This window comes from Brevundimonas sp. P7753, from assembly GCF_013386595.1.
GTDB lineage: Bacteria > Pseudomonadota > Alphaproteobacteria > Caulobacterales > Caulobacteraceae > Brevundimonas > Brevundimonas bullata.
Genome location: NZ_JACARP010000004.1, coordinates 1 through 23,146, shown reverse-complemented (window position 1 = coordinate 23,146; position 23,146 = coordinate 1). Strand labels below are relative to the sequence as shown.

Genomic DNA, 23,146 nt, shown 5'->3' with positions numbered 1-23,146 from the left:
GTCGGTCCTCTCAGTCCAGCCTCAAGCGGGCGATGATAGCCGGATCAAGCGTCGGGGTCCGCAAGGAACCATCGGCGGCGAAGTCGCTCCACTGGGATCGGGCGACGAAGACAAGATCGCCGTCCAGGATCAGGCCCGTGGTCGGCTCGGCGATCTGGGGCAGGTTGGCGGCCAGGATCTGAACCTGGTCGATGCGCGTCCAGGCGGGGTTGAGGGTCAGCTTCAACACCCTCTGGGGCGACACCCCGTTCTGCAAGGCGTAGAGGCTGCGGCCGTCCGAGATCAGGCCGTCGATCCCGATCAGAACGGCGTCGTCGGGCGCCGGCATTCGCACAGGCTCTCCGCCCGCCCGCGCCACGCGCCACAGGCCCGAAGAATAGTCGGCGACGACCAGGGCCTGGCCGTCCGGCGTCAGCGCCAGACCCTGGGGCGAGCCCAGGGCTCCCGCCGCCACGAAGACTTCGAGCGCCTCGCCCGAGGTCGGCAGGCGATAGATCTCGCCCGACAGGCCGTCCGAGACATAGACGGCGCCCTCGGCGTCCAGCGCCAGGTCGCCCAGACCGTGTGCGCGTCCGTCCGCCGCCAGCGGATAGGCGGCGCGGACCTGACCTGTCGCGGCATGGATAGCCAGAAGCGCGGCCGGGCCGACATCCTCGCGCCCGTGAGCGGCGGGGGGCGCGGGGCTGACGGCAGCCCACAACAGGCCGCGCGACGGGTCCGGCGCCAGACCCAGCACGCCCTCGACCGGCCCCTCGGCCTGGAGCCAGGGCGTGACGGCGCCGTCGTCGGCCAGCCGGACGATGTCTCGCCCCGCCACACGCGAAACCAGCCAGCCCCCGCCCGCCGGATCGCGTGTCAGGCTCTCGACAAGGCCCGCCCGCTCCAGAACGGCGACGACGGAGAGCCGGTCCGCGCCGATCGGGGCGCGATTGGCCTCAAGCCGCGCGGCGGCTTCGGCGAAACCAGGGGCGGCGGCGACCGAAGACAGGGCCTCGTCGCGCGCCAGATTCATGGACAGTCCGGCGCGGCCATAGCGGTGCAACTGGGCCACAGCCTGTGCGGCGTCTCCGCGCGCGGCGGCCACCCGCGCCCGCAACAGGATCAGACCCGGATGATTGGGAATGCGCGCGTCGCCCTGGACAAGCAGCCCGGCGGCGGCGTCCAGGTCGTCGGCGTTGAGCGCCGTCACCGCTTCAGCCCGCAGCCGCCGAAAGGCCGCGACGTCGGATTCGGCGACGGCCGCCGCCGGGACCTGATCAGACAGCGGGACTGCCGCGACGACACCCCATGCCCCGAGCGCGGCAAAGGCCGCCGCGAGGGCGCACGACTTGAGCATGAAACCCTCCGCCACAGACGCCCTCTCTCCAGCCCTACCGCGTCTCTTTAGCTGACGTGGGGGGTGATGATGCCCAGCGGCAGGGTGGTGACGTTCTTGACGCCGCGCGTGACGATGTGGCTGGCGCAGTCGGAGACGATGCCCAGGGTCAGCAGCTTGTCGCGCAGGAACTGGTCGAAGGCGTGCATGTCCGAGGTGATGATGCGCAGGACATAGTCCTCGCGGCCCGTGATGGTGGCGCACTGCACCACTTCCGGCCAGGTGGCGACGGCGGATTCGAAGATGTCGAGGTTCTCGCGCGAGGGCAGGCTCAGCTTGACGATGGCGTAGACTTCGAAGTCCAGACCCAGAAGACCGGCGTCCAGAAGCGTGACCCGCTTGCGTATCAGGCCAGAGTCCTCCAGTCTCTTGATCCGGCGCCAGCAGGGCGAGGCCGAGAGGCCGACGCGATCGGCGACCTCGGCGACCGACAATCCAGCGTCCTGTTGCAGGATGTCGAGGATGCGGGCGTCGATAGGATCAAGTTCGTCAGCCAAAGGCGTTTCTCCAAAAGGGGATTTGACGCAATAAAATACCCCAAATCACCATTTGGCAAGGGTATTTTTAGGAAGGCCAACAGAGACGCGCCATGCTATGCCCTCTTCATAGAGGAAACGCGGTCGGATTAACCGGACGGGACGCATGATGAAGAATACGCCCACGCTGTCGCTGCGCGTGCCGGAGCCTTCGGGCCGGCCCGGCGATGCGCCTGATTTCAGCCACTTGCAGTTCGATCCCGCCGGCGCCGTCAGCCGGCCAGAGGTTTCGACCGCCCCCTATGACATGCGCGATCACGCCTTCCGGCTGGTCCGCGTCCTGGACGACGAAGGTCAGGCCGTCGGGCCGTGGGACCCGAAACTGGACCCCGAGACGATGCGTCGCGGCCTGAAGGCCATGATCCTGACGCGCGCCTTTGACGAGCGGATGCACCGCGCCCACCGCCAGGGCAAGACCAGCTTCTATATGAAGTGCACCGGCGAAGAGGCCATCGCGGTCGCCCAGGGCATGATCCTGAGCCGCGAGGACATGGGCTTCCCCACCTATCGCCAGCAGGGGCTTCTGATCGCGCGCGGCTATCCGCTGGCGACCATGATGAACCAGATCTATTCCAACGCCGAAGACCCGATCAAAGGCCGCCAGCTGCCGATCATGTATTCGGCCAAGGACTATGGCTTCTTCACCATCTCCGGCAACCTGGGCACCCAGGTGCCGCAGGCTGTGGGCTGGGCCATGGCCAGCGCCTACAAGGGCGACGACAAGATCGCCATCAGTTGGATCGGCGACGGCGCCACGGCGGAAGGCGACTTCCACAACGCCCTGACCTTTGCCTCTGTCTACCGCGCCCCGGTCATCCTGAACGTCGTCAACAACCAGTGGGCCATTTCGTCCTTCATGGGCATCGCCGGGGGTCTGGACACGACCTTCGCCGCCAAGGCCATCGGCTACGGCCTGCCGGCCCTGCGCGTCGACGGCAACGACTTCCTGGCCGTCTGGGCTGCGACCCAGTGGGCCGAGGAACGCGCGCGCACCAACCAGGGCGCGACGGTGATCGAGCTGTTCACCTATCGCGGCGCCCCGCACTCGACGTCTGACGACCCCAGCCGCTATCGCCCCGGCGATGAGGCCGAGAAGTGGCCGCTGGGCGACCCCATCGAGCGCCTGAAGCAGCACCTGATCGTCCTCGGCGAATGGTCGGACGAGCAGCAGGTCGAAGCCGAGAAGGACGCCGTCGAACAGGTCCGCGCCGCCGGCAAGGAATCCGAAGCCATCGGCACCCTGGGCCAGTCGCGCCCCAGCGTGAAGACCATGTTCGAGGAGGTCTATGCGACCGAGGACTGGCGCCTGATCGAACAGCGCCGCGAGGTCGGAGTCTGACCATGACCCAGCAAACCTTCACCGACGCCGACCGCAACGACGGTCTCGAGCCCGACATGGTCGATCAGAACAACGCCCCGAAGTCGGAGGCGCCCGCCAAGGGCGTCGTGCCGATGAACATGATTCAGGCCCTGAACTCGGCCATCGACGTCAAGATGACCGAGGACCCGAACGTCCTGTCGTTCGGCGAGGACGCGGGCTATTTCGGCGGCGTCTTCCGCGTCACCGACCAGCTGCAGCAGAAGCACGGCCTGACCCGCAGCTTCGACGCCCCGATTTCGGAGTGCGGCATCGTCGCCGCCGCCATCGGCATGGGCGCCTATGGCCTGCGCCCAGTCGTCGAGATCCAGTTCGCCGACTACATCTATCCGGCCTATGACCAGATCGTTTCCGAAGCGGCCAAAATGCGCTACCGCTCGGGCGGTCAGTTCACCTCGCCGATCACGATCCGTAGCCCCTACGGCGGCGGCATCTTCGGCGGCCAGACGCACAGTCAGTCGCCCGAAGCCCTGTTCACCCACATTGCGGGTCTGAAGGTTGTCATTCCGTCGAACCCCTATGACGCCAAGGGCCTGCTGATCGCCGCCATCGAGGACGATGATCCGGTCGTCTTCTTCGAGCCCAAGCGCCTCTACAACGGCCCCTTCGACGGCTGGCACGAGAAGCCGGTTTCGCCGTGGAAGACCCAGGAGCTGGCCCAGGTTCCAACCGAGAAATACGCCCTGCCGATCGGCAAGGCCCGCGTCATGCGCGAAGGTTCGGATGTGACCATCCTGGCCTATGGCACCATGGTCTGGGTCGCCCTGGCCGGCGCCGAACACGCAGGCGTGGACGCCGAGGTCATCGACCTGCGCACCCTGGTGCCGCTGGACATCGAGACCATCGAGGCCAGCGTCAAGAAGACCGGCCGCTGCGTCATCGTGCATGAGGCGCCCAAGACCTCGGGCTTCGGCGGCGAGCTGTCGGCCCTGGTTCAGGAGCGCTGCTTCTATCATCTGGAGGCGCCCATCGCGCGCGTGACCGGCTGGGACACCCCCTACCCGCACGCCTTCGAGTGGGAATACTTCCCCGGCCCGCAACGCGTGGCCGACGCCCTGAAAGCCGTCATGTCGGGAGGCCGTTGATATGGGTCGTTTCGTCTTCAAGCTGCCCGACGTGGGCGAAGGCACCGCCGAGGCCGAACTGGTCGCCTGGCACATCGCGGTCGGCGACTTGGTCGAGGAAGACCAGATCGTCGCCGACATCATGACCGACAAGGCCACGGTGGAAATCACCGCCCCGGTCAGCGGCAAGGTCACTGCCATCCACGGCGAGCCGGGCCAGATGGTGCCGGTGCGCGGCCCCCTGGTCGAGTTCGAGGTCGAGGGCGCGGGCAATGCCGCCGACGCCGAGCCGGCACCAGCCCCCGTCGCCAAATCCGAGCCGACCCCTGTCGCCGTCGAGGCGCCGAAAGTGGAAGCCGCCCCAGTCAGCGCCCCGGCCGCCGCCGGCGCCAACTACGTGTTCAAACTGCCGGACGTGGGCGAAGGCACGGCCGAGGCCGAGCTGGTCGGCTGGCACGTCAAGGTCGGCGACGCGGTCGAGGAGGATCAGATCCTCGCCGACATCATGACCGACAAGGCCACGGTCGAGATCACCAGCCCGATCAACGGCGTCGTCGTCGCCCTGCACGGCGAGGCGGGCCAACAGGTCCCCGTCGGCGGGCCTCTGGTCAGCTTCAAGGTCCAGGGCAAGGGCAATGTCGCCGCTGCTCCGGCTGCGGCCGCTGCGCCTGTCGCCAAGGCCGAGAAGGCCGCACCCGCTCCGGTCGCCAAGGCTGCTCCGGCTCCTGCGCCCAAGGCCGAGGCCAAGCCCCTCCCAGCCATGACCGGCCGTCAGCCGGGCGAACGCGCCCTGGCCTCGCCCGCCGTGCGCAACCGCGCCCGTGATCTGGGCATCGACCTGGCCTTCATGCCGGGCTCGGGTCCCGCCGGCCGCATCCAGCATGAAGACCTGGACGCCTTCGTCGCGCGCGGGGGTTCGCTGCCCGCCGCGACCAGTGGCGCGCCCTCCTCGACCTACGCCCGCGCCGAAGGCGCCACCGAGACCAAGATCATCGGACTGCGCCGCAAGATCGCGGAGAAGATGGCCGAGAGCGTGCGTCGCATCCCGCACATCACCTATGTCGAGGAAATCGACATGACGGCGGTGGAGGAACTGCGCGCCCACCTGAACGCCACCAAGGCCAAGGACCAGCCCAAGCTGAACGTCCTGCCCTTCATCGCCCGCGCCATCGTCGTGGCCCTGCGCGACCAGCCGACGATCAACAGCCACTATGACGACGAGGCTGGGGTGCTGACCACGCACGCCCCGGTCCACCTGGGCATCGCCGCCCAGACGCCGAACGGCCTGATGGTGCCGGTCGTCCGCCACGCCGAGGCGCTGGACCCCTACGCCACCGCCCTGGAAATTGCCCGCGTCTCGGGCGCGGCCAAGGATGGCTCGGCCAAGCGCGAGGAGCTGTCCGGTTCGACCATCACCATCACCTCGCTGGGAACGCTGGGCGGCGTGGTTCACACGCCGATCATCAACCACCCCGAGGTCGCCATCGTCGGCCCGAACAAGATCGCCGAACGCGTGGTGGTCAAGGACGGCCAGATGGTCGTGCGCAAGATGATGAACCTGTCGTCCAGCTTCGATCACCGTATCGTCGACGGGCATGATGCCGCGGTCTTCGTGCAGCGCATCAAGGGGTTGCTGGAGCACCCGGCCACGCTCTGGATGAACTAAGGGGAAGCAGCGCTTCCCCTTCCCGCTCATCCCGGCGGACGCCGGAGCCCAGTTCTTGTACCGGGCAAGCGGTCCATCAATCGGCCCGCGCTTTTGGGTCAAAGCACTGGATCCCGGCGTCCGCCGGGATGAGCGGAAGGAGGAGGCAGCAGATGAAGACTGGCGCTCTGATCATCGCCACCATGCTCGCGACACTCAGTGCCGCGCCTACTCTCGCCTGCACTCCAGCACCAGGGGATCAGGTAGCGGCGCGGACGCGGGACCTTCACGCGGTCACTAGCGTCTATGAGGCGCAAGTCGAGAACGTCGTGCTGCACGATCAGTACGGGGACAACCTCGACTTCACCATCAGACCTACCATGGCAATCTGGGGTCCTAAGCCTTCTGAGCCTTTCCGACTGTCGTTTGAGGCAGGGGCTTGCACCAACTGGTTCTTCCTCATGGACGATCAGTCCGATAGTCCGCCTCGCAACGGATTGAAGGTCATAGTTATGGCGAACCCCGACGGTCTGGCAGACAATCGTTGGCTCTATGTTTTGAGGGCTGACGCAGACTACATCGACAGCTTCATGAGCGATTGGCGAGCGGCAAGAGCCAACCAATCTCTATCGAGACACTAGAATGACCCAGACCCTGAAAACCAAAGTCCTCATCATCGGCGCCGGCACCGGCGGCTATGTCGCGGGCATCCGTTGTGGCCAGCTGGGGCTGGACACCGTTCTGGTGGACGGCGGCGACGGCCTGGGGGGGACCTGCCTTAACGTCGGCTGCATTCCGTCCAAGGCCATCATCCACGCGGCGAGCAAGTATGAGACGGTGCGCAAAGCCGCCGGCGACGGCACGCTCGGCATCACCGCGTCGGCCCCGGCCATCGACCTGTCCAAGACGGTCGAATGGAAGGACGGCATCGTCAAGAAGCTGAACGCCGGCGTCGCCGCCCTGCTGAAGAAGGCCAAGGTCAAGGTCGTCAAGGGCTGGGCCGAGTTCACCGACGCCAAGACCTGCCGCGTCGAGACCGCCGACGGCCCCATCCTCATCACAGCCGAACACGTCATCCTGGCCACGGGGTCGGAGCCGGTCGAGCTGCCCTTCCTGCCGTTTGGCGGCGACGTCATCTCCTCGACCGAAGCCCTGAGCCTGCCGGACGTGCCCAAGAAGCTGGTCGTCGTCGGCGGCGGCTATATCGGCCTGGAGCTGGGCATCGCGTTCCGCAAGCTGGGCGCCGAGGTCGCCATCGTCGAAATGGCCGACCGCCTGCTGCCGCTCTACGACAAGGCCCTGACCGACCCGGTGCAGAAGTGGCTGGAGAAGCACGGCGTCGAGCTGTTCCTCGGCGCCCGCGCCGGGGGCTTTGGGGACGGCAAGCTGAACGTCACCGACAAGGACGGCAATCCGATGCAGCTGGACGCCGACAAGGTGCTGGTGACGGTCGGCCGTCGTCCGCGCACCAAGGGCTGGGGTCTGGAGACCATGGGCGTGGCCATGGACGGCCCGTTCGTCAAGATCGACAAGCGCTGCGCCACCAGCATGAAGAACGTCTGGGCCGTCGGCGACCTGACCGGCGAACCCATGCTGGCGCACAAGGGCTCGGCCCAGGGCGAGGTCGTGGCGGAAATCATCGCGGGCCATGACCGCGTCTTCGATCCCGTAACCATCGCCGCCGTCTGCTTCACCGAGCCGGAAATCGTCTCGGCGGGCCTCGGTCCGCAGGATGTCGAGGGCCGCGACGATGTGATCCAGTCCATCTTCCCCTTCGCCGCCATCGGCCGCGCCCTGGCCATCGAGGCCGGCGAGGACGGCGGCTTCGTGCGGGTCATCGCCTCCAAGACCGACCACCGCATCCTGGGCCTCCAGGCCGTCGGCCAGCACGTGTCCGAGATGTCCAACAGCTTCGCCCAGATGCTGGAAATGGGCGCCGTGCTGGAAGACGTGGCCGGAACCATCCACGTCCACCCGACCCTGGGCGAAGCCTTCCACGAGGCCAGCCTGCGGGCACTGGGCCACGCGATTCATATCTAAAGTCGCTCGCTGCTTGAGCGCGTTCTTCCTTCTCCCCTTGTGGGAGAAGGTGTCGTGCGGAGCATGACGGATGAGGGGTGTGCCGCCGCTTGCTCGCTCAGGCGCCGCCATTCTTCTTCCTGACCCCTCAGCGCTGACACCCCTCATCCGAGCGCCTCCGGCGCCCACCTTCTCCCTCAAGGGGAGAAGGAACCGGTCCCGCTTGCCCTCGTCGAACGAAAGTCCGACCCTCCCGCAAACGGGAGGCTTCGATGAGCGCCGAGACCCATTACCTGGCCGTCTTCACCAGCGACAAGACCGGCCCCAAGTGGCGGGCCTGGCGCGCCAAGAGCGAGGCCGAGCAGGCCGAGACGGCCCGCGTCGGCGTGGCCGCCGTCGCCGCCTGGGAAGAGGCGCACCGCGACTCCATCGTCTTTCAGGGCGGCCCGCTGGGCCCGACCAAACGCATCGACGACGACGGCGCCGTGACGGACGTGGTCAACCTGCTGACCGTCTTCATGGTGGTGCGCGCCGACAGCCACGAGGCGGCGGCCCGCCTGTTCGAGGGCCACCCGCACATGAGCATCTTCGTCTGCGACGGGGTGGAGGTGATGCCGGTGCTGGGGTGAGGTAGCTAAGATAGCAGAGTTCCGCCACGAATCTTGCTACCTCACAGTGCATGATCACCGATGCATTTAATCCTCGTCAGCTCAACTTTGACCTGTTCAATGAGTCAGACGTGCGTGGCGAACTGCTGGATCCGATGCTGCGCGCCCTTGGATATCAGGCGGGCACAGAAAATAACATTCTGCGGGAAGGTCTTCTTCGGTATCGATTTTTGTTTCTAGGCCGAAAAAAGCCAACCGATCATCCGATCACGGGCAAACCGGACTATGTAATGGAATGCGCTGCCCATGGTCGCTGGGTCCTGGAAGCCAAGCCTCCATCTCAGATCTTGTCAGTAGACGATTTCGAGCAAGCTCAAAGCTACGCCCTACACCCGAACGTCGCTGCAGCGCTTTTCGTTCTTAGCAATGGTCGGGAAACACGAATCTATCGAAGCATCGCCCGCGATATAGCCGATGTGATCTTGACGTTCAGATTTGAAGAAATCGCCAATCGGTGGCTTGAAATTGAAGCACTTCTATCGCCCACCGGCTTCCGGCGACACCTGCCTCTCCCGACCTGGACTCCCGGCCTTCCTGTAGCACGCACATATGGGACGACCCTCCGGCTCGGTGCTGGCGAAGCAATCCCTCATCAAGTTGAGACAAACGCTCCCGGGATGGAGCAGCACCTTAGCGCTATCGCCAACCTAACAAACCATATTTCGCGTGGATGGTGCCGCAGAGGATCAGACGGCCGGCTCCAAATGGAGTGCGAATTTAGAAGCTCGAACGCGCGGATACAGGAGTGGCTCAACTCCAAAGGCTTATCTTCGATTATATTTGAAACAGATGATCAGTTCATCTCAACCACACCTGACGCGCCTACATTAATAACAGGAGTGATGAAAACGACTGTAGTCGAAGGCGAAGAAATTTTCGACCTTTCGACCTGGACACCTATGAGAATCCCTTTCGGCATGACCATAGACGCCCGCGTGAGCGCCACAATTTATGCACACAATAGTCAGATCATAGGCGATTACTCCCTTATGATGTCCACCCAAACATCAATAATCCCGATACCGTTGATGATAGAGCAAGTCGGCGTCATTAAAATCGAGATAATACAATAAGAGGCACGGGGGTCCCGCGCCCCACACCCGGGGGCCGCTTTCGCGCCCCCCGGGAACAGATGGCAAGCCCTAATGCACCCGCGCCTTCCCGATCTCCAGACCATCCTCACCCGCTGACACGGCCACCACGCTGCCGTCCTCGATCTCGCCGGCCAGGAGTTTCTTGGCCATGGGGTCGACCAGTTCCTTCTGGATGACGCGCTTGAGGGGGCGGGCACCGTAGACGGGGTCGTAGCCCTTGTCGGCGAGCCAGTTGAGGGCGCTGTCGTCCAGCGCCAGCGTCAGGCGACGGTCGGCCATCAGCTTCTCCAGACGCGCCAGCTGGATGCGGACGATGCCGCCCATCTGTTCGCGGCCGAGGCGGTGGAACAGGATGATCTCGTCGATGCGGTTCAGGAACTCGGGCCGGAAGTGGGCGCGGACCTGTTCCATGACCAGGGGACGCACGGCCTCGACATCCTCGCCCTCGGGCTGGTCGGCCAGATATTGGCTGCCCAGGTTGGAGGTCATGATGATCAGGGTGTTCTTGAAGTCGATGGTGCGGCCTTGCCCATCGGTCAGGCGACCGTCGTCCAGCACCTGCAACAGCACGTTGAAGACGTCGGGGTGGGCCTTTTCGACCTCGTCGAACAGGATGACCTGATAGGGGCGACGACGCACGGCCTCGGTCAGGGCGCCGCCCTCGTCATAGCCGACATAGCCCGGAGGGGCGCCGATCAGGCGACTGACCGAGTGCTTCTCCATGTATTCGGACATGTCGATGCGGGTGATGGCGTTGTCGTCGTCGAACAGATAGCCGGCCAGGGCCTTGGTCAGCTCGGTCTTGCCCACGCCCGTCGGGCCGAGGAAGAGGAAGCTGCCCAGCGGCTTGTTGGGGTCGTTCAGCCCGGCGCGGGCGCGGCGCACGGCGTCGGACACGGCTTCCAGCGCCTCGTCCTGACCGACCACGCGGCGGCCCAGTTCATCCTCCATCTTGAGCAGCTTCTCGCGCTCGCCTTCCAGCATCTTGTCGACGGGGACGCCGGTCCAACGGCTGACGACGGCGGCGATCTGCTCGGCGTCGACGACCTCGGGGGTCAGGGGGCCTTCGGCAGGTTTCTCAGCGGCTTCGGCATCGGCCAGCTGGCGTTCCAGCTGCGGAATCTGGCCGTAGGCGATCTCTGAAGCGCGGCCCAGGTCGCCGGCGCGCTGGGCAGCGGCCAGTTCGGCGCGCAGACGGTCCAGGGTCTCGCGCAGTTGCGCGCCTTGGCCGACCTTGGCCTTTTCCGATTTCCAGCGGGCGGTCATGTCGTCCGACTGGCCTTCGAGGTCGAGGATCTCGTCGTCGATCTTCTCCAGACGCTGCTGCGAGGCGCTGTCGCTTTCCTTCTTCAGGGCCTCGCGCTCGATCTTGAGTTGGACCAGGCGACGGTCGATTTCGTCCAGCGCCTCGGGCTTGGAATCGACGGCCATGCGCACGCGGCTGGCGGCCTCGTCGATCAGGTCGATGGCCTTGTCCGGCAGGAAGCGGTCGGTGATGTAGCGGTTCGACAGGGTGGCGGCGGCGACGATGGCGCTGTCCGAGATGCGCACCCCGTGGTGGACCTCGTACTTTTCTTTCAGGCCGCGCAGGATCGACACCGTGTCCTCGACGGTGGGTTCGGCGACGAAGACCGGCTGGAAGCGACGGGCCAGGGCCGCGTCCTTCTCGACGTGCTTGCGGTACTCGTCCAGCGTGGTGGCGCCGACGCAGTGCAGTTCGCCGCGCGCCAGAGCGGGCTTCAAGAGGTTGGAGGCGTCCATGGCCCCGTCGCCCTTGCCGGCGCCGACCAGGGTGTGCATCTCGTCGATGAAGAGGACGATGCCGCCCTCGGCCTGGGCCACCTCGTTCAGCACGGCTTTCAGCCGCTCCTCGAACTCGCCGCGGTATTTGGCGCCCGCGATCAGGCTGCCCATGTCGAGCGACAGGACCTTCTTGTCCTTCAGGCTTTCCGGCACATCGCCGTTGACTATGCGCAGGGCCAGGCCTTCGACGATGGCGGTCTTGCCGACGCCGGGCTCCCCGATCAGGACGGGGTTGTTCTTGGTGCGACGGGCCAGGACCTGAATGGTGCGGCGGATCTCCTCGTCGCGGCCGATGACCGGGTCGACCTTGCCGTCGCGCGCGGCCTCGGTCAGGTCGCGGGCGTAGCGTTTCAGGGCGTCGTAGCTGTCCTCGGCGCCGGCGCTGTCGGCGGTCTTGCCCTTGCGCATCTCGGCGACGGCTTCATCCAGCTTCTTGGGCGTGACGCCGGCGGATTTCAGCGCCTCGGCGGCGGCCCCGCCCTCCTTGGCGATAGCGGCCAGCAGGCGTTCGGTGGTGACGAAGGCGTCGCCTGCCTTTTTCGAGGCCTCTTCTGCCGCGCTGAAGACGCGGGCGGTGTCGCCGTCCAGATAGAGCTGGCCCGAGCCGCCCTCGACCTGAGGCCGCTTCTTCAGCAGGCCCTCGGTGACGAGTTCGACGGCGGACGGGTCGCCGCCGGCCTGATCGATCAGCTTGCGGGCCAGGCCGTCGCGTTCCTCCAGCAGCACCTTCAGCAGGTGCTCGGGCGCGAACTGCTGGTGCCGCCGGGCGAGCGCCAGCGACTGGGCGGATTGGACGGCCTGTTTGGCGCGGTCGGAATAGAGGTCGAGATTCATGGTGTGCAGTCCCCTCGGAAGGCGGAAAACCATCAAAGCGCCCTTCGACGAAGCGACGCCTTGAGTTGTGTCAAACCGAGGTGGGTGTGGCGGATCGGCCACGCAAGCCCCGTCACCCGCGATTGATGTACGCCGCCATCAAGGCCTAGCGTAGCCGCAGGAGGCCCTGATGGAATTTCTGACGCACGTGCCGGTCGATCCGACGGTCGTCCTGCCCTTCCTGGCGGCGGTGGCGCTGATGGAGCTGACGCCGGGGCCGAACATGGGCTGGCTGGCGATCGTCTCGCTGTCACAGGGCCGGACGGCGGGGCTGGCGGCGGTGGCCGGGATCACCCTGGGGCTGACGCTGTGGATGGTCGCCGCCGCCTTCGGCCTGACCGAGGTGGTGCTGCTGTGGCCCGCCCTCTATCAGACCATCCGCTGGGCCGGGGTGGGCTTCCTGCTGTGGCTGGCCTGGGACGCCTGGCGCAGCACCGGGGACGGCGCGGACGCGGCGCCCATCGAGACGCGGCGGCGCGCCCTGTTCCGGCGGGGGCTGATCGGCAACCTGCTGAACCCCAAGGCGGCCCTGCTCTATGTCGTCCTGTTGCCCGGCTTCATCCGACCGGCGCAGGGGCCGCTGCTGGCGCAGGCCCTGACGCTGGGGAGCCTGCATGTCGTGGTCAGCGTCATCGTCCACTCGGTCATCGTGCTGACGGCGGCGCGGGCGGGCGGCGCCCTGCTGACCCGCGCCCAGGGGCCGAGGATGCGCGCCGCCATGGCCCTGGGCCTGGTCGCCGTCGCGGTCTGGACCGCCTGGGAGACGCGGGCCTGATGATCAGCCCCCGGTCGGGCCGGTCGAGAAGTCGAACTGCGGCTCGGGCTTGCGGGGACCGCCGCCGAAGGACCAGGTCAGACCCAGGTAGAAGGCGCGCAGGTTGATGTCCTGATCGACGCGCTCGCGGAACAGGGGGGTGTCATAGGTGGTGGCGCCGCCGAAGGAGTTGAGGATGTCGCGCGCGGTGAACTGCAGCGACAGGGTCTCGTTGAGCTTGCGGCGATAGCCCAGATTGACCATCCCGCCGCTCTCGCGGGTGCCTTGCGCCAGCAGCTGGTCGCCCTGCCAGAAGCCCATGACCTGGACGAAGTCCTTGGGCGTGGCCTGCCAGTTCAGGCTGAGGCGGCCCGTCACCAGGTCGCTCTCACGGTCCCGTGCGCCGGGGATGCCGGCGGCGTCGATCTCCTGACGGAAGGCGTTGAGGCTGGCGTTGTAGCGCAGGGTCGGGTGCAGGCGACCGCTGGCGGTCACTTCGACGCCGAGGTCGCGCCGGGCGCCCAGGTTCTCGGGCCGGGTCAGCAGGACACCGCCGCCGACGTCGGTCGCCACGTCGGTGAAGGCCTTGGTCGTGTCGCGGTAGTAGGCGGTGGCCTGATAGAAGCTCTGCCCGCGCCGCATCTGCCACATGGCCTCGAAGCTGTCCGTCTCCTGCGGCTCCAGGTCGGGGTTGCCCGAGCGCAGGTTCAGCGGGTCGCCGTAGCTCACGAAGGGGTTGAGCTGGGTCGGCTGGGGCCGCTGGATACGGCGCGAATAGCTGGCGCGCAGGGTTTGGGTATCCGTCAGCTTGTACTGGACGTGGCCGGTCGGATAGGCGCGGAAGTAGTCCTGAGAGGCGCGTACGGCGTTGGTGACGTCCTCGACCTCGACTTCAGCCTGCTCCAGGCGCAGGCCGAACTGGGCCGACAGCTTCTCGCCGAACGGGCGCTCATAGGTGGCGTAGAGGGCGTGGACCGTCTGTTCGGCCTCGAAGCGGTTGCTCAGGCTCGGCACGGGGGCCAGGGCGGCCTCCGACGGGCCGCGCCGAAGCACGGCGTCCTGATCCGGGCGGCTGAGGCTCAGCTCATAACCGGCGCGCAGCTTGGAGCCGTCGTCCATCGGGCGGGTATAGGCGCTGGTGAAGCCGACCGTTTCCTGAGCGCTGAGGTTGCTCTGCTGCTCGTACAGCGTCGGCGACGCCGGAACCGAGAATACGTTGGCGTTCAGCGACGTGTTCTCATGGTCGTTGCGGTCGTAGCGCAGCTCGTTGGACCACTCATGGCCCGAGGTGTCGAACTGATGCAGGACGCGGGCGGTGGCGCCCCAACCGTCCATGCTGAAGCCGCCCACGCCGTCGCGGGCGTAGGCCGAGGTCAGAGCGCCCGACGCATCGCGCGTTTCGAACAGCCCCCAGGCCTCGGAATCAGCCTCGAAGCGGTTGGCGCGCAGCTCGCCGGTCAGCATCGTCTTGTCGGTCAGGCGGTATTCAGCGGCGAGCCGGGCGAAGACCCCCTTCTGAATCATGTCGCTCTCCTGGACCGTCGTGGTCGTGGAGGTGACGGCGCCGGTGACGGGGTCGAGCTGTTCCCGCAGCCGGTCGAAGGCGAAGTTCTGATCGTCGTAGCGATAGTTGACGTCGCCGGTCAGGGTCAGCTTGCCGCGCTGGCGCGAGCCGCTGGCGCCGAGGTTCCACCGCCCGTTGTCGCCGACATTGACCCGCAGGGAGCCGGTGGTGGTCGTCGTGGCGGGCGCGCCGGGGGCTCCGACAGCGGCCGGCGGGGTCGGCTTGGTGATCAGGTTGATGACGCCGCCGGAGCCCTCGGGGCTGTAGGCGGCGGAGGGATTGGTCATGACCTCGATCCGCGCATAGCGGCTGCCGGGCAGTTGCAGGACGGCGTCGGCGCGGTTCGGCCCGGACAGGATGGCCGAGGGGCGGCCGTCGACCAGGATGGTGACATTGCTGTCGCCGCGCAGGGAGACATTGCCCTGGGGATCGACATCGACGGAGGGCAGGTTGCGCAGGGCCTCGGCCAGGGTGCCGTTGGCGGCCTGAAGATCGTCGGCCAGGCTGTAGCTGATGGAATCGATGGAGGTCCGCACGTCGTTGGCGCGGGCGGTGACGACGACGTCGCCCACGGTGGCGGGTTCGTCCTTGTCCTCAGCGTCCTGCGGGGCCGGCGTCGCCGGGGGCGTCTGGGCCTGCTGGGTTCCAGCCGCGGGCGGCGGCGTCTGGGCGGCCAGGACGGCGCCCGCCGGCAAGGCCAGAACGGCGCCCAGCAGCGGAGCAAGCTTCAGTTTCGACATGGTCGCGTCCCTGCGGACGTCCCCTCGACGCCCCCTCGAACGCAGCGACTATCAGCCGGTCGTCGCCGACCACAGTTACATCTTCTTCATGCCGGTGGCCGCTCTGTGACGCGGCATGGAACCCCAAGCGTCGCCGTGCGCTAGGGACCCATGCTCACGACCAAGATGAACCCCCGGGTCTTCTGGGGGGCCAGCGCCATCGCGGGCGCCCTGCTCCTCATCGCCCTGATCGCGCCATCGACGTCCGACCTGATTTTCGGCGCGGCCCAGGCCTGGGTGATCGACACCTTCGGCTGGTTCTACGTGGCCGTGGTCGCGGGCTTCCTGCTGTTCGTCACCGTTCTGGCCGTGGGGCCGACCGGGCGGCTGAAGCTGGGGCCGGACGACGCGGAGCCGGACTTCCCCTATGTCTCGTGGCTGGCCATGCTGTTCGCAGCAGGCATGGGCATCGGCCTGATGTATTTCGCCGTGGCCGAGCCGGTGCAGCACTATATCGCCCCGCCCGAGGCGGCGCCCGGCACGGTCGACGCCGCGCGCGAGGCCATGGTCATCACCTATACCCACTGGGGCGTCCACGCCTGGGCCATCTATGCCGTGGTGGGGTTGAGCCTGGCCTATTTCGCCCACCGGAAGGGCCTGCCGCTGACCATGCGGTCGGGGCTCTATCCGCTGCTGGGCAAGCGGATCAACGGGCCGATCGGCGACGCGGTCGACATCTTCGCCATCTGCGGCACCCTGTTCGGCATCGCAACCTCCCTGGGCCTGGGCGTGGCCCAGATCACCTCGGGCCTGAACTATGTGACGGGCCTGCCCAATACGGTGACGGTGCAGGTCGGGCTGATCGTCGTGGTCATGGGGGCGGCAACCATCTCGGTGCTGACCGGGGTGGACAAGGGGGTGCGGCGGCTGTCCGAGCTGAACCTGGTCCTGGCCGTCTGCCTGATGCTGTTCGTGCTGGCGGTGGGGCCGACCCTGTTCCTGCTGCGGGCCTATGTGCAGAATTTCGGCCTCTATCTGGATCACTTCTTCGTCCGCACCTTCACCCTCTACGCCTATGAGCCGCGGGCCTGGATGGCGGACTGGACCCTGTTCTACTGGGCCTGGTGGATCGCCTGGTCGCCGTTCGTGGGGATGTTCATCGCCCGCATCTCGCGCGGGCGGACGGTGCGGGAGTTCGTCATCGGCGTGCTGCTGGTGCCGACCGCCTTCACCTTCCTGTGGATGACGGTCTTCGGCAACTCGGCCATGGGCCTGGACCTCGGCATAGCAGGCGGCGCCATTTCGGACGCGGTGCAGGCCGACCTGTCGACGGCCCTGTTCCACTTCCTGGAATACCTGCCGGGCACGGCCATCACCTCGACCCTGGCGGTGGCCCTGGTGGCCGTCTTCTTCGTCACCTCGGCCGATTCCGGCTCGCTGGTCATCGACACCATTGCGTCGGGCGGAGCCGAGGAGACGCCGCGCTGGCAGCGGGTCTACTGGTGCGGGCTTCTGGGGCTGACGGCGGCCCTGCTGCTGCTGGCGGGGGGTCTGGGCGCGCTTCAGGCCGCGACCCTGGTGGCGGCCCTGCCGTTTGCGGTCATCATGATCCTGCTGGCCTTCGGACTGGCGCGGCAGATGGACGCCGACCTCAAGGGCGAGGCGATCGAGACCGAGGCGCCGCCGATCCGAGAGCGGCTGAAACGCATCTTCGCCCCCGCCAGCCGCAAGGACATCGCCCGTCAGATCGAAAGACAGGGCGCGCCGGCCCTGGTCGAGGTGCGCGACGCCCTGGTCGAGGGCGGGCTGGAGAACAGTCGGGTCGAGATGGACGAGACCGGCGTCTGGCTGGTGGTCGAACACGCCAATGGCCGCGACTTCCTCTATCGCATCGGCGCCCGGTCGCGGCCTCTGCCGGCCCTGACCGCGCTGGAGGCGCCGGAGGGGCGCCGGGCGCTCGAATGGCGGATGACGGCCCAGACGGGGGACGGCACGCGCGCCCGAGACGTCACCGGCTTTACGCGGGCGCAGATCGTGGCCGACGTGCTGGAACATCTGCAACGGTGGCGGCTGGCGGCCTGAACCCCAAATTTCCGCTCACCCCGGCGGACGCCGGGGTCCAGTGAGAGCGGCGGCCATCGCCCTGTCGCCATCCTCGCGTCTGTAGCCAAAGCACTGGATCCCGGCGGACGCCGGGATGAGCGGTTGTGAGGGGATCACCCCTTGGCCCGGCGGACCGGCGGCGTTAGCGTCGCCGTTCTGTTGTCGGGAGCCTGCCCATGTCCATCCGTCTGTCGCGCCGCGCGGCGCTGATTTCCTCCGCCGTCGCCGCCTCCAGCGCCGCCCTGCCCGGTCTGGCTCTGGCCCAGGTCCGCGCCGACACGCGCACCGACGAGGAGATCGCCGCCGCCGCCGACGCCTGGGTGCAGCGCTGCATGGCGGCCTGGCCCGAGCAGCCCGCCGTGTCCCTGGCCCTGGTGCGCGAGGGCAAGACGGTGCTGGCCAAGGGCTATGGCGTGCGGCGTCAGGGCAAGGCCGAGCCCGCCGACGAACACACCCTGTTCGCCATCGCCTCAAACTCCAAGAACGTCACCGCCGCCTGCCTGGCCATCCTGGTCGACGAGGGCAAGGTGAAGTGGGACGAGCCGATCAGGACCTATCTGCCGGGCTTCACCCTGTCTGACCCGATGGTGGGCGAACGCATCACCGTGCGCGACACCCTGAGCCACCGCGCCGGGTTCGGTCTGGGCGCCGGGGACCTGCTGTTCTGGCCCAACAGCGACCGGACGCGCGCCGAGGTCCTGGCCCATGCCGCCTTCGTGCCCATCGAGGACGGGTTCCGCGAGGACTACCACTACTGCAACCTGATGTTCGTGGTGGCGGGCGCGGTGATCGAGAAGGTGTCCGGCCTGTCGTGGGAGGACTTTGTCCAGACCCGCATCTTCGACAAGGTGGGCATGAGCGAGAGCGTGCCCCTGGCGCGCCTGGCTGATCCGAAAAAGAGCGCCCTGCCCCACGGCCGCGTCGGGCCGCCGCTGCGCTACCAAGGCGCGATGACCCAGATCGCCGAGTCCATCGTCGAGGTGTGGAACTGGGATTCGGCGGCGGCGGCGGGCGGCATCTGCGCCAGCGCCCACGACTGGGCCAAGTGGATCGCCGTGCGCCTGAACGACGGCAAGCTGGCCGACGGGTCGCGGCTGTTCTCGGAAGCCGCTGCGCGCGAGATGTACAAGCCCAACATCATCGTCTCCTCGTCAAACGGACCGACGGCGGAGCTGCCCAACCGGGCGGTGGCCTCGACCTACGCCATGGGCTTGCAGGTGCAGGACTATCGCGGCGAGCGTCTGGCCACCCACGGCGGCGGCTCGCCCGGCGGCATCTCGGCCACGGTGCTGATCCCGGGCCGCAAGATCGGCTTCTCGGTCTTCACCAACGCCGAGGAGAGCTTCCTGCTGCGCGCCCTGCGCTCGGGCCTGTCGGACATCGCCATGAACCAGGTCGACGTCGACTGGATCGCCGACTCGAAAAAGCGCGAGGCCGAGGGGACCGAGAAGTCGCTGAAGGCCGCCGTCGAGATCGACGCCAAGCAGGCGGCGGGCGCACCGCCCTCCATGCCGCTGGACGCCTATGTCGGGACCTGGCGCGACCCCTGGTATGGCGACATCGTCATTGAACAGAAGACCGAGGGGCGCGGCCGCAACCGCAAGACCGGCCTGTGGCTGCGCTTCACCCACACCCCGGCGCTGCAGGGCTGGCTGGAGCCCTATGACGGCGAAACCTTCCGCACCCGCTTCCCCGACAAGCGCGAAGAGGACGCCTTCATCACCTTCAACATCGCCACGGCCAAGCCCGCGACCGCCACGGTCAAGGGCGTGTCGCCCGACATCGACTTCTCTTACGACTATCAGGACCTGCGGCTGACGCGGGTGTGAGCCACGATTGAACAAAACGCGGCGCGCAGGGCTTCTAGTTCAGAGTTTTCAGGAGGAGCCCCTACGTGCCGCGCTATTTCTTTCACACCGAAAACGGACACCTGATCCCGGATGAGGACGGCCAGGAACTGGCCGATATGGAAGCCGCGCGCGCCGTCGCTCTGGACACGATGGGTGAGATCCTGCGCTATCAGGGCCGGGCCTTCTGGAAGTCCCGTCGCTTCAGGGTGATCGTGACCGACGACAACCAGGCAGAAGTGGTCAGGCTGACCACCTGCGCCAGCCCGCCGTCGAACTAGGCCGGCGTCAGGTTCGGCGCGTCTGCAGCAAAGGCCAGGCGATCATCATCGAACACCTCGATCCGATGCACCTGCGGCCATTCGGTCAACAAGGGCGTCAGCGATTTCGGGATCGCGTCGTCGTCGGCGCATTCGATGTGCCGAAGGTGGGGCACCTGACCCGCGCGGACCGTGATCAGACAGATATAGGCTTTCAAGCGGCTTCTCCGCGCGAGCGCCGCGCCTTGGCAACCTAGGCCGTTCAGTTTCCTCCGCATTCACATATGTAAGTTCGAGAATCTGCAAAACCTGAAACGGCTATGGCAACGCTTAACCTCGCCGAACGTTTGCAGACCTGCTTGCTTTTCGGCCTTTCCAAATGACCAACGCCTTGATCGAAAAACTCACGCGGCGCGACGTGGTGTCGGCCAGCGAAATCGCCGCCCTGGCCGAGGTCCTGGACCCGCCGCGGAAGGTGGATGCGCACGTCGACATCGTGCTGGAGCACGCCTATGCCGAGCACAGCATCCTGCTGCTGGAAGGCTTCACCGCGCGCTATTCCACCCTGTCGGACGGGCGTCGTCAGATTACCGAGATCAATGTCGCCGGCGACTTCGTCGATCTTCACAGCCTGCTGATGAAGCAGATGGATCACGGCGTGGTGACGCTGACGCCCTGCGTCATCGCCCATGCGCCGCACAGCCGCCTGCGGCGCCTGACCGAGGAGCACGCCCACCTGACGCGGCTGCTGTGGCTGGACACCATCGTCGACGCCGCCATCCATCGCCAGTGGCTGGTGGCCATGGGGCGGCGTAGCGGCCTGGGCCATCTGGCGCACCTGGTGTGCGAACTCTTCACGCGCCTGAGCGCTGTCGGCCTGACCGAAGGCCAGACCTTCAACCTGCCGCTGACCCAGACGGTCCTGAGCGACGCGCTCGGTCTGTCGACCGTGCACGTCAACCGCTTGATCGCGGAACTGCGGCGCGAGGGCCTGGTTCGCTGGAGCAATCCTCAGGTCGAGATTCTGGACTGGCCGCGCCTGTCGCAGATCGCCGAGTTCGACCCGACCTATCTGCGGCTGCATTCGCAGCCGGTCTAGCCTCAGCGCGCCGGCGGACGCTGGCCGGCTTCGAGGATGGGCATGCCGGCCTCGGTGGGGATGTAGATGGTCTGGCGGCCTTCCTTGCCGGCGGTTTCCTGCAGCATGTTGATGTAGGACCAGCGCAGATAGGCCTCGGGTCCGCCCAGGGCCTGGGCCATGATGCGGTTGGCCTCATTGGCGCCCTTGGCGCGCTCGATCTCGGCGGCGGCGGTCAGCTTGGCCGAGTCCAGGGCGGCCTGGGCCTCCAGCACGCGGATGCGACGGTTCTGCACCGCCTCTTCGTAGGCCGCCTTGCCCGCCATCTGCTTGGAATAGACGTTGTAGGTCGGGAAGCCGACCAGAACGACGGCGATCAGCACGCCGACAGCGATGACCGAACCGATAGTGAAACCCACGCCGCGCATCCGCGCCTCCCCTGAAATCTAAAGGCGCGCAGGGTGGACGCCGCGAACGGCGGCGGTCAAGCACGACCCGGCGACATCTCGCCACAGGCGTATTCGATTTACCGCACAACTTGAGCGGCCTAGTCAGCCGCGATGATTGGCGAACCCCGTTCTCAGTTGTCAGCCCTGCGCGTCCTGCTGGTCGGCGATGCGCGCATGGCCTTTCCCGTGGCCAAGGCCCTGAACCAGGCGGGCTGCCAGGTCTTCGCCGGGGTTTCGATCTCCAGCAACTATCTGGAATGGTCGCGCCATGTGAGCGGGTCCTTCCGCCATTCGCCGCTGGAGCCGGGCACGGACGAGGCCCTGCCGGTCATCCTGAACTGGCTGGACCGCCACCCCGTCGACGTCATTCAGCCGGTCAGCGAGGCGGGCTCGCGCTTCATGACGCGCCACCGGGCCGCGTTCGAGGCGCGCGGGCGGCTGATCATGCCCGAGGCCGAGACGGTCGAGACCTGCATGAACAAGACGGCGATGTTCGAGCTGTGCGAGACCCTGGGCGTCGCCCTGGCGCCCTATCGGCGGGTGCGCGACATGGAGAGCCTGTTCGCGGCCGCCGAGGCCATAGGCTATCCCCTGATCGTCAAGCCGGCCGTGGTCGACGCCGAGTTGTTCGACCGCAAGGCGCTGATCATCGCGGATGCGGCGCAGCTGGCCGTCACCATGCCGCACTGGCCGGACATCCACCCCGAGTTGATCGTCCAGAAATACCTGACCGGCCCGCGCCACAGCGTCATCTTCAGCGCCGATCGCGGACGGCTGCTGGGGGCGGTCGAGATCAAGGCGGCGCGCACCCACGAGTACGACGGCACCGGCTACACCACCTATGGCGTGACGGTCGAGCCGACGCCCCTGGTGCGCGAGGGGGTCGAGAGACTGGCGGCGCACCTGGCCTATTCCTCGACCGGCTGCGCTCAGTTCATCGTCTGTCCGACGACCGGGGCCGTGACCTTCATGGAGGTCAATCCGCGCGTCAGCCTGGGACGGATTTCGGAATGCGCCGGCCTGCCGCACAGCGTCTGGGGGCTGAAGCTGGCCTTGGGACAGGCCATTGAGCCGCCCGCCGATCCCTGGGCCGTCTATCAGCGCGGGGTGCGCTATGTCTGGACCAAGGGCGACCTGACCCTGCTGGGCAAGCAGATCAGGCGCGGCCAGGCGACGCCGGGCGAGGCGCTGCGGCGGCTGACGCAGATCGCCGTCGACGCTGTTCAGTGCAGCCACGCCGTCTTTGATCCCCTGGACCCGCTGCCAGCGCTGGGCACCTATGGCAACATCCTGATCAAGCACTGGCGGCGCTATCCGGAATACCGGACCGCTTGAGCGGCCCTACCGCCGTGCGGGCGCCGGGACCAGTTCGATCAGGTCCAGATTGGACTCGTTCGCCGGCCAGGGGATGACCATGCGCCAGCGGCGTTCGCCGATGCGCTCGACCACGGCGACCATGTCGCGTTCAGGTCGCTGGCCATAGGAGCGGGCGGCGGGTTCGGAGGCCAGGGCCATCGAACCCAGGAAGACCATGTGACGGTCGTTCTCGGGGAAGAGCAGACCGCTGGGGCGCTGCGACCCGGTCAGCTTGGAGAATTTCAGCCCGGCCGAGGTCTGCTCAATGCGGCAGGCGAACCAGCCATAGACGACATAGCCTAGGCCCTCATCACCGCCCTGCGAGCCCAGCTTGACGGTGCGGCAGCGGTAGGCGCCGACGGGCGGCGTCACCGAGGGACGCGCCGCGCCCGGCTCGATCAGGTCGCCCAGACTGGACAGATCGCCCGATCCGGGCTGACGTTTGGCCTGTTGCAGGGCCAGGGTCCAGGCGGCGTCGCGGCGCTGATAACGGTCGCGGTCGGCGGCGGTGATGACCCCGCGCCAGTCGCTGAGCACGGCGCCGCCGACCGCGACCGTTAT

20 protein-coding genes are annotated in these 23,146 nt (G+C 67.1%); 13 read left to right on the top strand and 7 right to left on the bottom strand.

Annotated features, from left to right (window positions below):
• Positions 1 to 10: 10 nt before the first annotated feature.
• Positions 11 to 1,336 (bottom strand): hypothetical protein, encoded by a 1,326-nt coding sequence (locus tag HX774_RS00800; protein WP_178823390.1) that lies wholly within the window; start codon positions 1,334 to 1,336, stop codon positions 11 to 13.
• Positions 1,337 to 1,383: 47 nt separating this feature from the next.
• Complete coding sequence (locus HX774_RS00795; RefSeq protein ID WP_114817542.1) at positions 1,384 to 1,872, bottom strand: Lrp/AsnC family transcriptional regulator; 489 nt, start codon at positions 1,870 to 1,872, stop codon at positions 1,384 to 1,386.
• Between the two features lie 145 nt (positions 1,873 to 2,017).
• Here HX774_RS00795 and HX774_RS00790 point away from each other — a divergent pair, with 145 nt between their 5' ends.
• From HX774_RS00790 to HX774_RS00760, 7 genes are all read left to right on the top strand, one after another.
• Positions 2,018 to 3,250: a 3-methyl-2-oxobutanoate dehydrogenase (2-methylpropanoyl-transferring) subunit alpha gene (locus HX774_RS00790; RefSeq protein WP_255499822.1), complete on the top strand. Its 1,233-nt coding sequence runs from the start codon at positions 2,018 to 2,020 to the stop codon at positions 3,248 to 3,250.
• Positions 3,251 to 3,306: 56 nt separating this feature from the next.
• On the top strand, positions 3,307 to 4,374 hold the full coding sequence (locus tag HX774_RS00785; protein WP_178823490.1) for an alpha-ketoacid dehydrogenase subunit beta: 1,068 nt from the start codon (positions 3,307 to 3,309) through the stop codon (positions 4,372 to 4,374).
• A 1-nt stretch (position 4,375) separates the two neighbouring features.
• Entirely contained in the window at positions 4,376 to 6,019 is a 1,644-nt protein-coding gene (locus HX774_RS00780) for a 2-oxo acid dehydrogenase subunit E2 (RefSeq protein ID WP_178823388.1), read from the top strand.
• Between the two features lie 152 nt (positions 6,020 to 6,171).
• A complete protein-coding gene (locus HX774_RS00775; protein ID WP_178823386.1) occupies positions 6,172 to 6,639 on the top strand; it encodes a hypothetical protein in 468 nt (155 codons plus the stop codon).
• A 1-nt stretch (position 6,640) separates the two neighbouring features.
• Positions 6,641 to 8,038: a dihydrolipoyl dehydrogenase gene (gene lpdA / locus HX774_RS00770; RefSeq protein WP_178823384.1), complete on the top strand. Its 1,398-nt coding sequence runs from the start codon at positions 6,641 to 6,643 to the stop codon at positions 8,036 to 8,038.
• Between the two features lie 251 nt (positions 8,039 to 8,289).
• Positions 8,290 to 8,646, top strand: coding sequence for a YciI family protein (locus HX774_RS00765; protein ID WP_178823382.1), 357 nt, complete (start codon positions 8,290 to 8,292; stop codon positions 8,644 to 8,646).
• A gap of 50 nt (positions 8,647 to 8,696) precedes the next feature.
• On the top strand, positions 8,697 to 9,758 hold the full coding sequence (locus HX774_RS00760) for a type I restriction enzyme HsdR N-terminal domain-containing protein (RefSeq protein ID WP_178823380.1): 1,062 nt from the start codon (positions 8,697 to 8,699) through the stop codon (positions 9,756 to 9,758).
• A gap of 69 nt (positions 9,759 to 9,827) precedes the next feature.
• On the opposite strand, the gene clpB is transcribed toward HX774_RS00760, so the two are convergent.
• Positions 9,828 to 12,416 (bottom strand): ATP-dependent chaperone ClpB, encoded by a 2,589-nt coding sequence (clpB, locus tag HX774_RS00755; protein ID WP_178823378.1) that lies wholly within the window; start codon positions 12,414 to 12,416, stop codon positions 9,828 to 9,830.
• Between the two features lie 169 nt (positions 12,417 to 12,585).
• Here clpB and HX774_RS00750 point away from each other — a divergent pair, with 169 nt between their 5' ends.
• Entirely contained in the window at positions 12,586 to 13,230 is a 645-nt protein-coding gene (locus tag HX774_RS00750) for a LysE family translocator (protein WP_178823376.1), read from the top strand.
• 3 nt (positions 13,231 to 13,233) lie between these two features.
• Here the strand turns inward: HX774_RS00750 and HX774_RS00745 are convergent, their stop codons facing one another.
• Entirely contained in the window at positions 13,234 to 15,513 is a 2,280-nt protein-coding gene (locus HX774_RS00745; RefSeq protein WP_178823374.1) for a TonB-dependent receptor domain-containing protein, read from the bottom strand.
• A gap of 150 nt (positions 15,514 to 15,663) precedes the next feature.
• Here HX774_RS00745 and HX774_RS00740 point away from each other — a divergent pair, with 150 nt between their 5' ends.
• The 3 genes from HX774_RS00740 (at position 15,664) to HX774_RS00730 (ending at position 19,723) form a co-directional block, all read left to right on the top strand.
• The gene (locus HX774_RS00740; RefSeq protein ID WP_178823372.1) at positions 15,664 to 17,574 is read left to right on the top strand and encodes a BCCT family transporter; all 1,911 of its coding nucleotides are present in this window, start codon (positions 15,664 to 15,666) and stop codon (positions 17,572 to 17,574) included.
• Positions 17,575 to 17,771: 197 nt separating this feature from the next.
• Positions 17,772 to 19,424 (top strand): serine hydrolase, encoded by a 1,653-nt coding sequence (locus HX774_RS00735; protein WP_178823370.1) that lies wholly within the window; start codon positions 17,772 to 17,774, stop codon positions 19,422 to 19,424.
• A gap of 65 nt (positions 19,425 to 19,489) precedes the next feature.
• Entirely contained in the window at positions 19,490 to 19,723 is a 234-nt protein-coding gene (locus HX774_RS00730) for a hypothetical protein (protein WP_178823368.1), read from the top strand.
• On the opposite strand, the gene HX774_RS00725 is transcribed toward HX774_RS00730, so the two are convergent.
• Positions 19,720 to 19,920, bottom strand: coding sequence for a hypothetical protein (locus HX774_RS00725; protein WP_178823366.1), 201 nt, complete (start codon positions 19,918 to 19,920; stop codon positions 19,720 to 19,722). The two genes, HX774_RS00730 and HX774_RS00725, sit on opposite strands and share 4 nt — an antisense overlap.
• Positions 19,921 to 20,081: 161 nt before the next feature.
• Between HX774_RS00725 and HX774_RS00720 the strand changes: the two genes are divergently transcribed.
• Entirely contained in the window at positions 20,082 to 20,801 is a 720-nt protein-coding gene (locus tag HX774_RS00720; protein ID WP_178823364.1) for a Crp/Fnr family transcriptional regulator, read from the top strand.
• Between the two features lie 2 nt (positions 20,802 to 20,803).
• Here HX774_RS00720 and HX774_RS00715 read toward each other — a convergent pair whose 3' ends face one another.
• Positions 20,804 to 21,208 carry a hypothetical protein gene (locus HX774_RS00715; protein WP_114817530.1) on the bottom strand — a complete coding sequence of 135 codons (405 nt, stop codon included), beginning with the start codon at positions 21,206 to 21,208 and terminating at the stop codon, positions 20,804 to 20,806.
• A 132-nt stretch (positions 21,209 to 21,340) separates the two neighbouring features.
• Here HX774_RS00715 and HX774_RS00710 point away from each other — a divergent pair, with 132 nt between their 5' ends.
• Entirely contained in the window at positions 21,341 to 22,564 is a 1,224-nt protein-coding gene (locus HX774_RS00710; RefSeq protein WP_178823361.1) for a hypothetical protein, read from the top strand.
• A 6-nt stretch (positions 22,565 to 22,570) separates the two neighbouring features.
• Here HX774_RS00710 and HX774_RS00705 read toward each other — a convergent pair.
• Positions 22,571 to 23,146 (bottom strand): DUF4893 domain-containing protein (locus HX774_RS00705; RefSeq protein ID WP_178823359.1); only part of this gene is annotated, 576 nt, incomplete at its 5' end.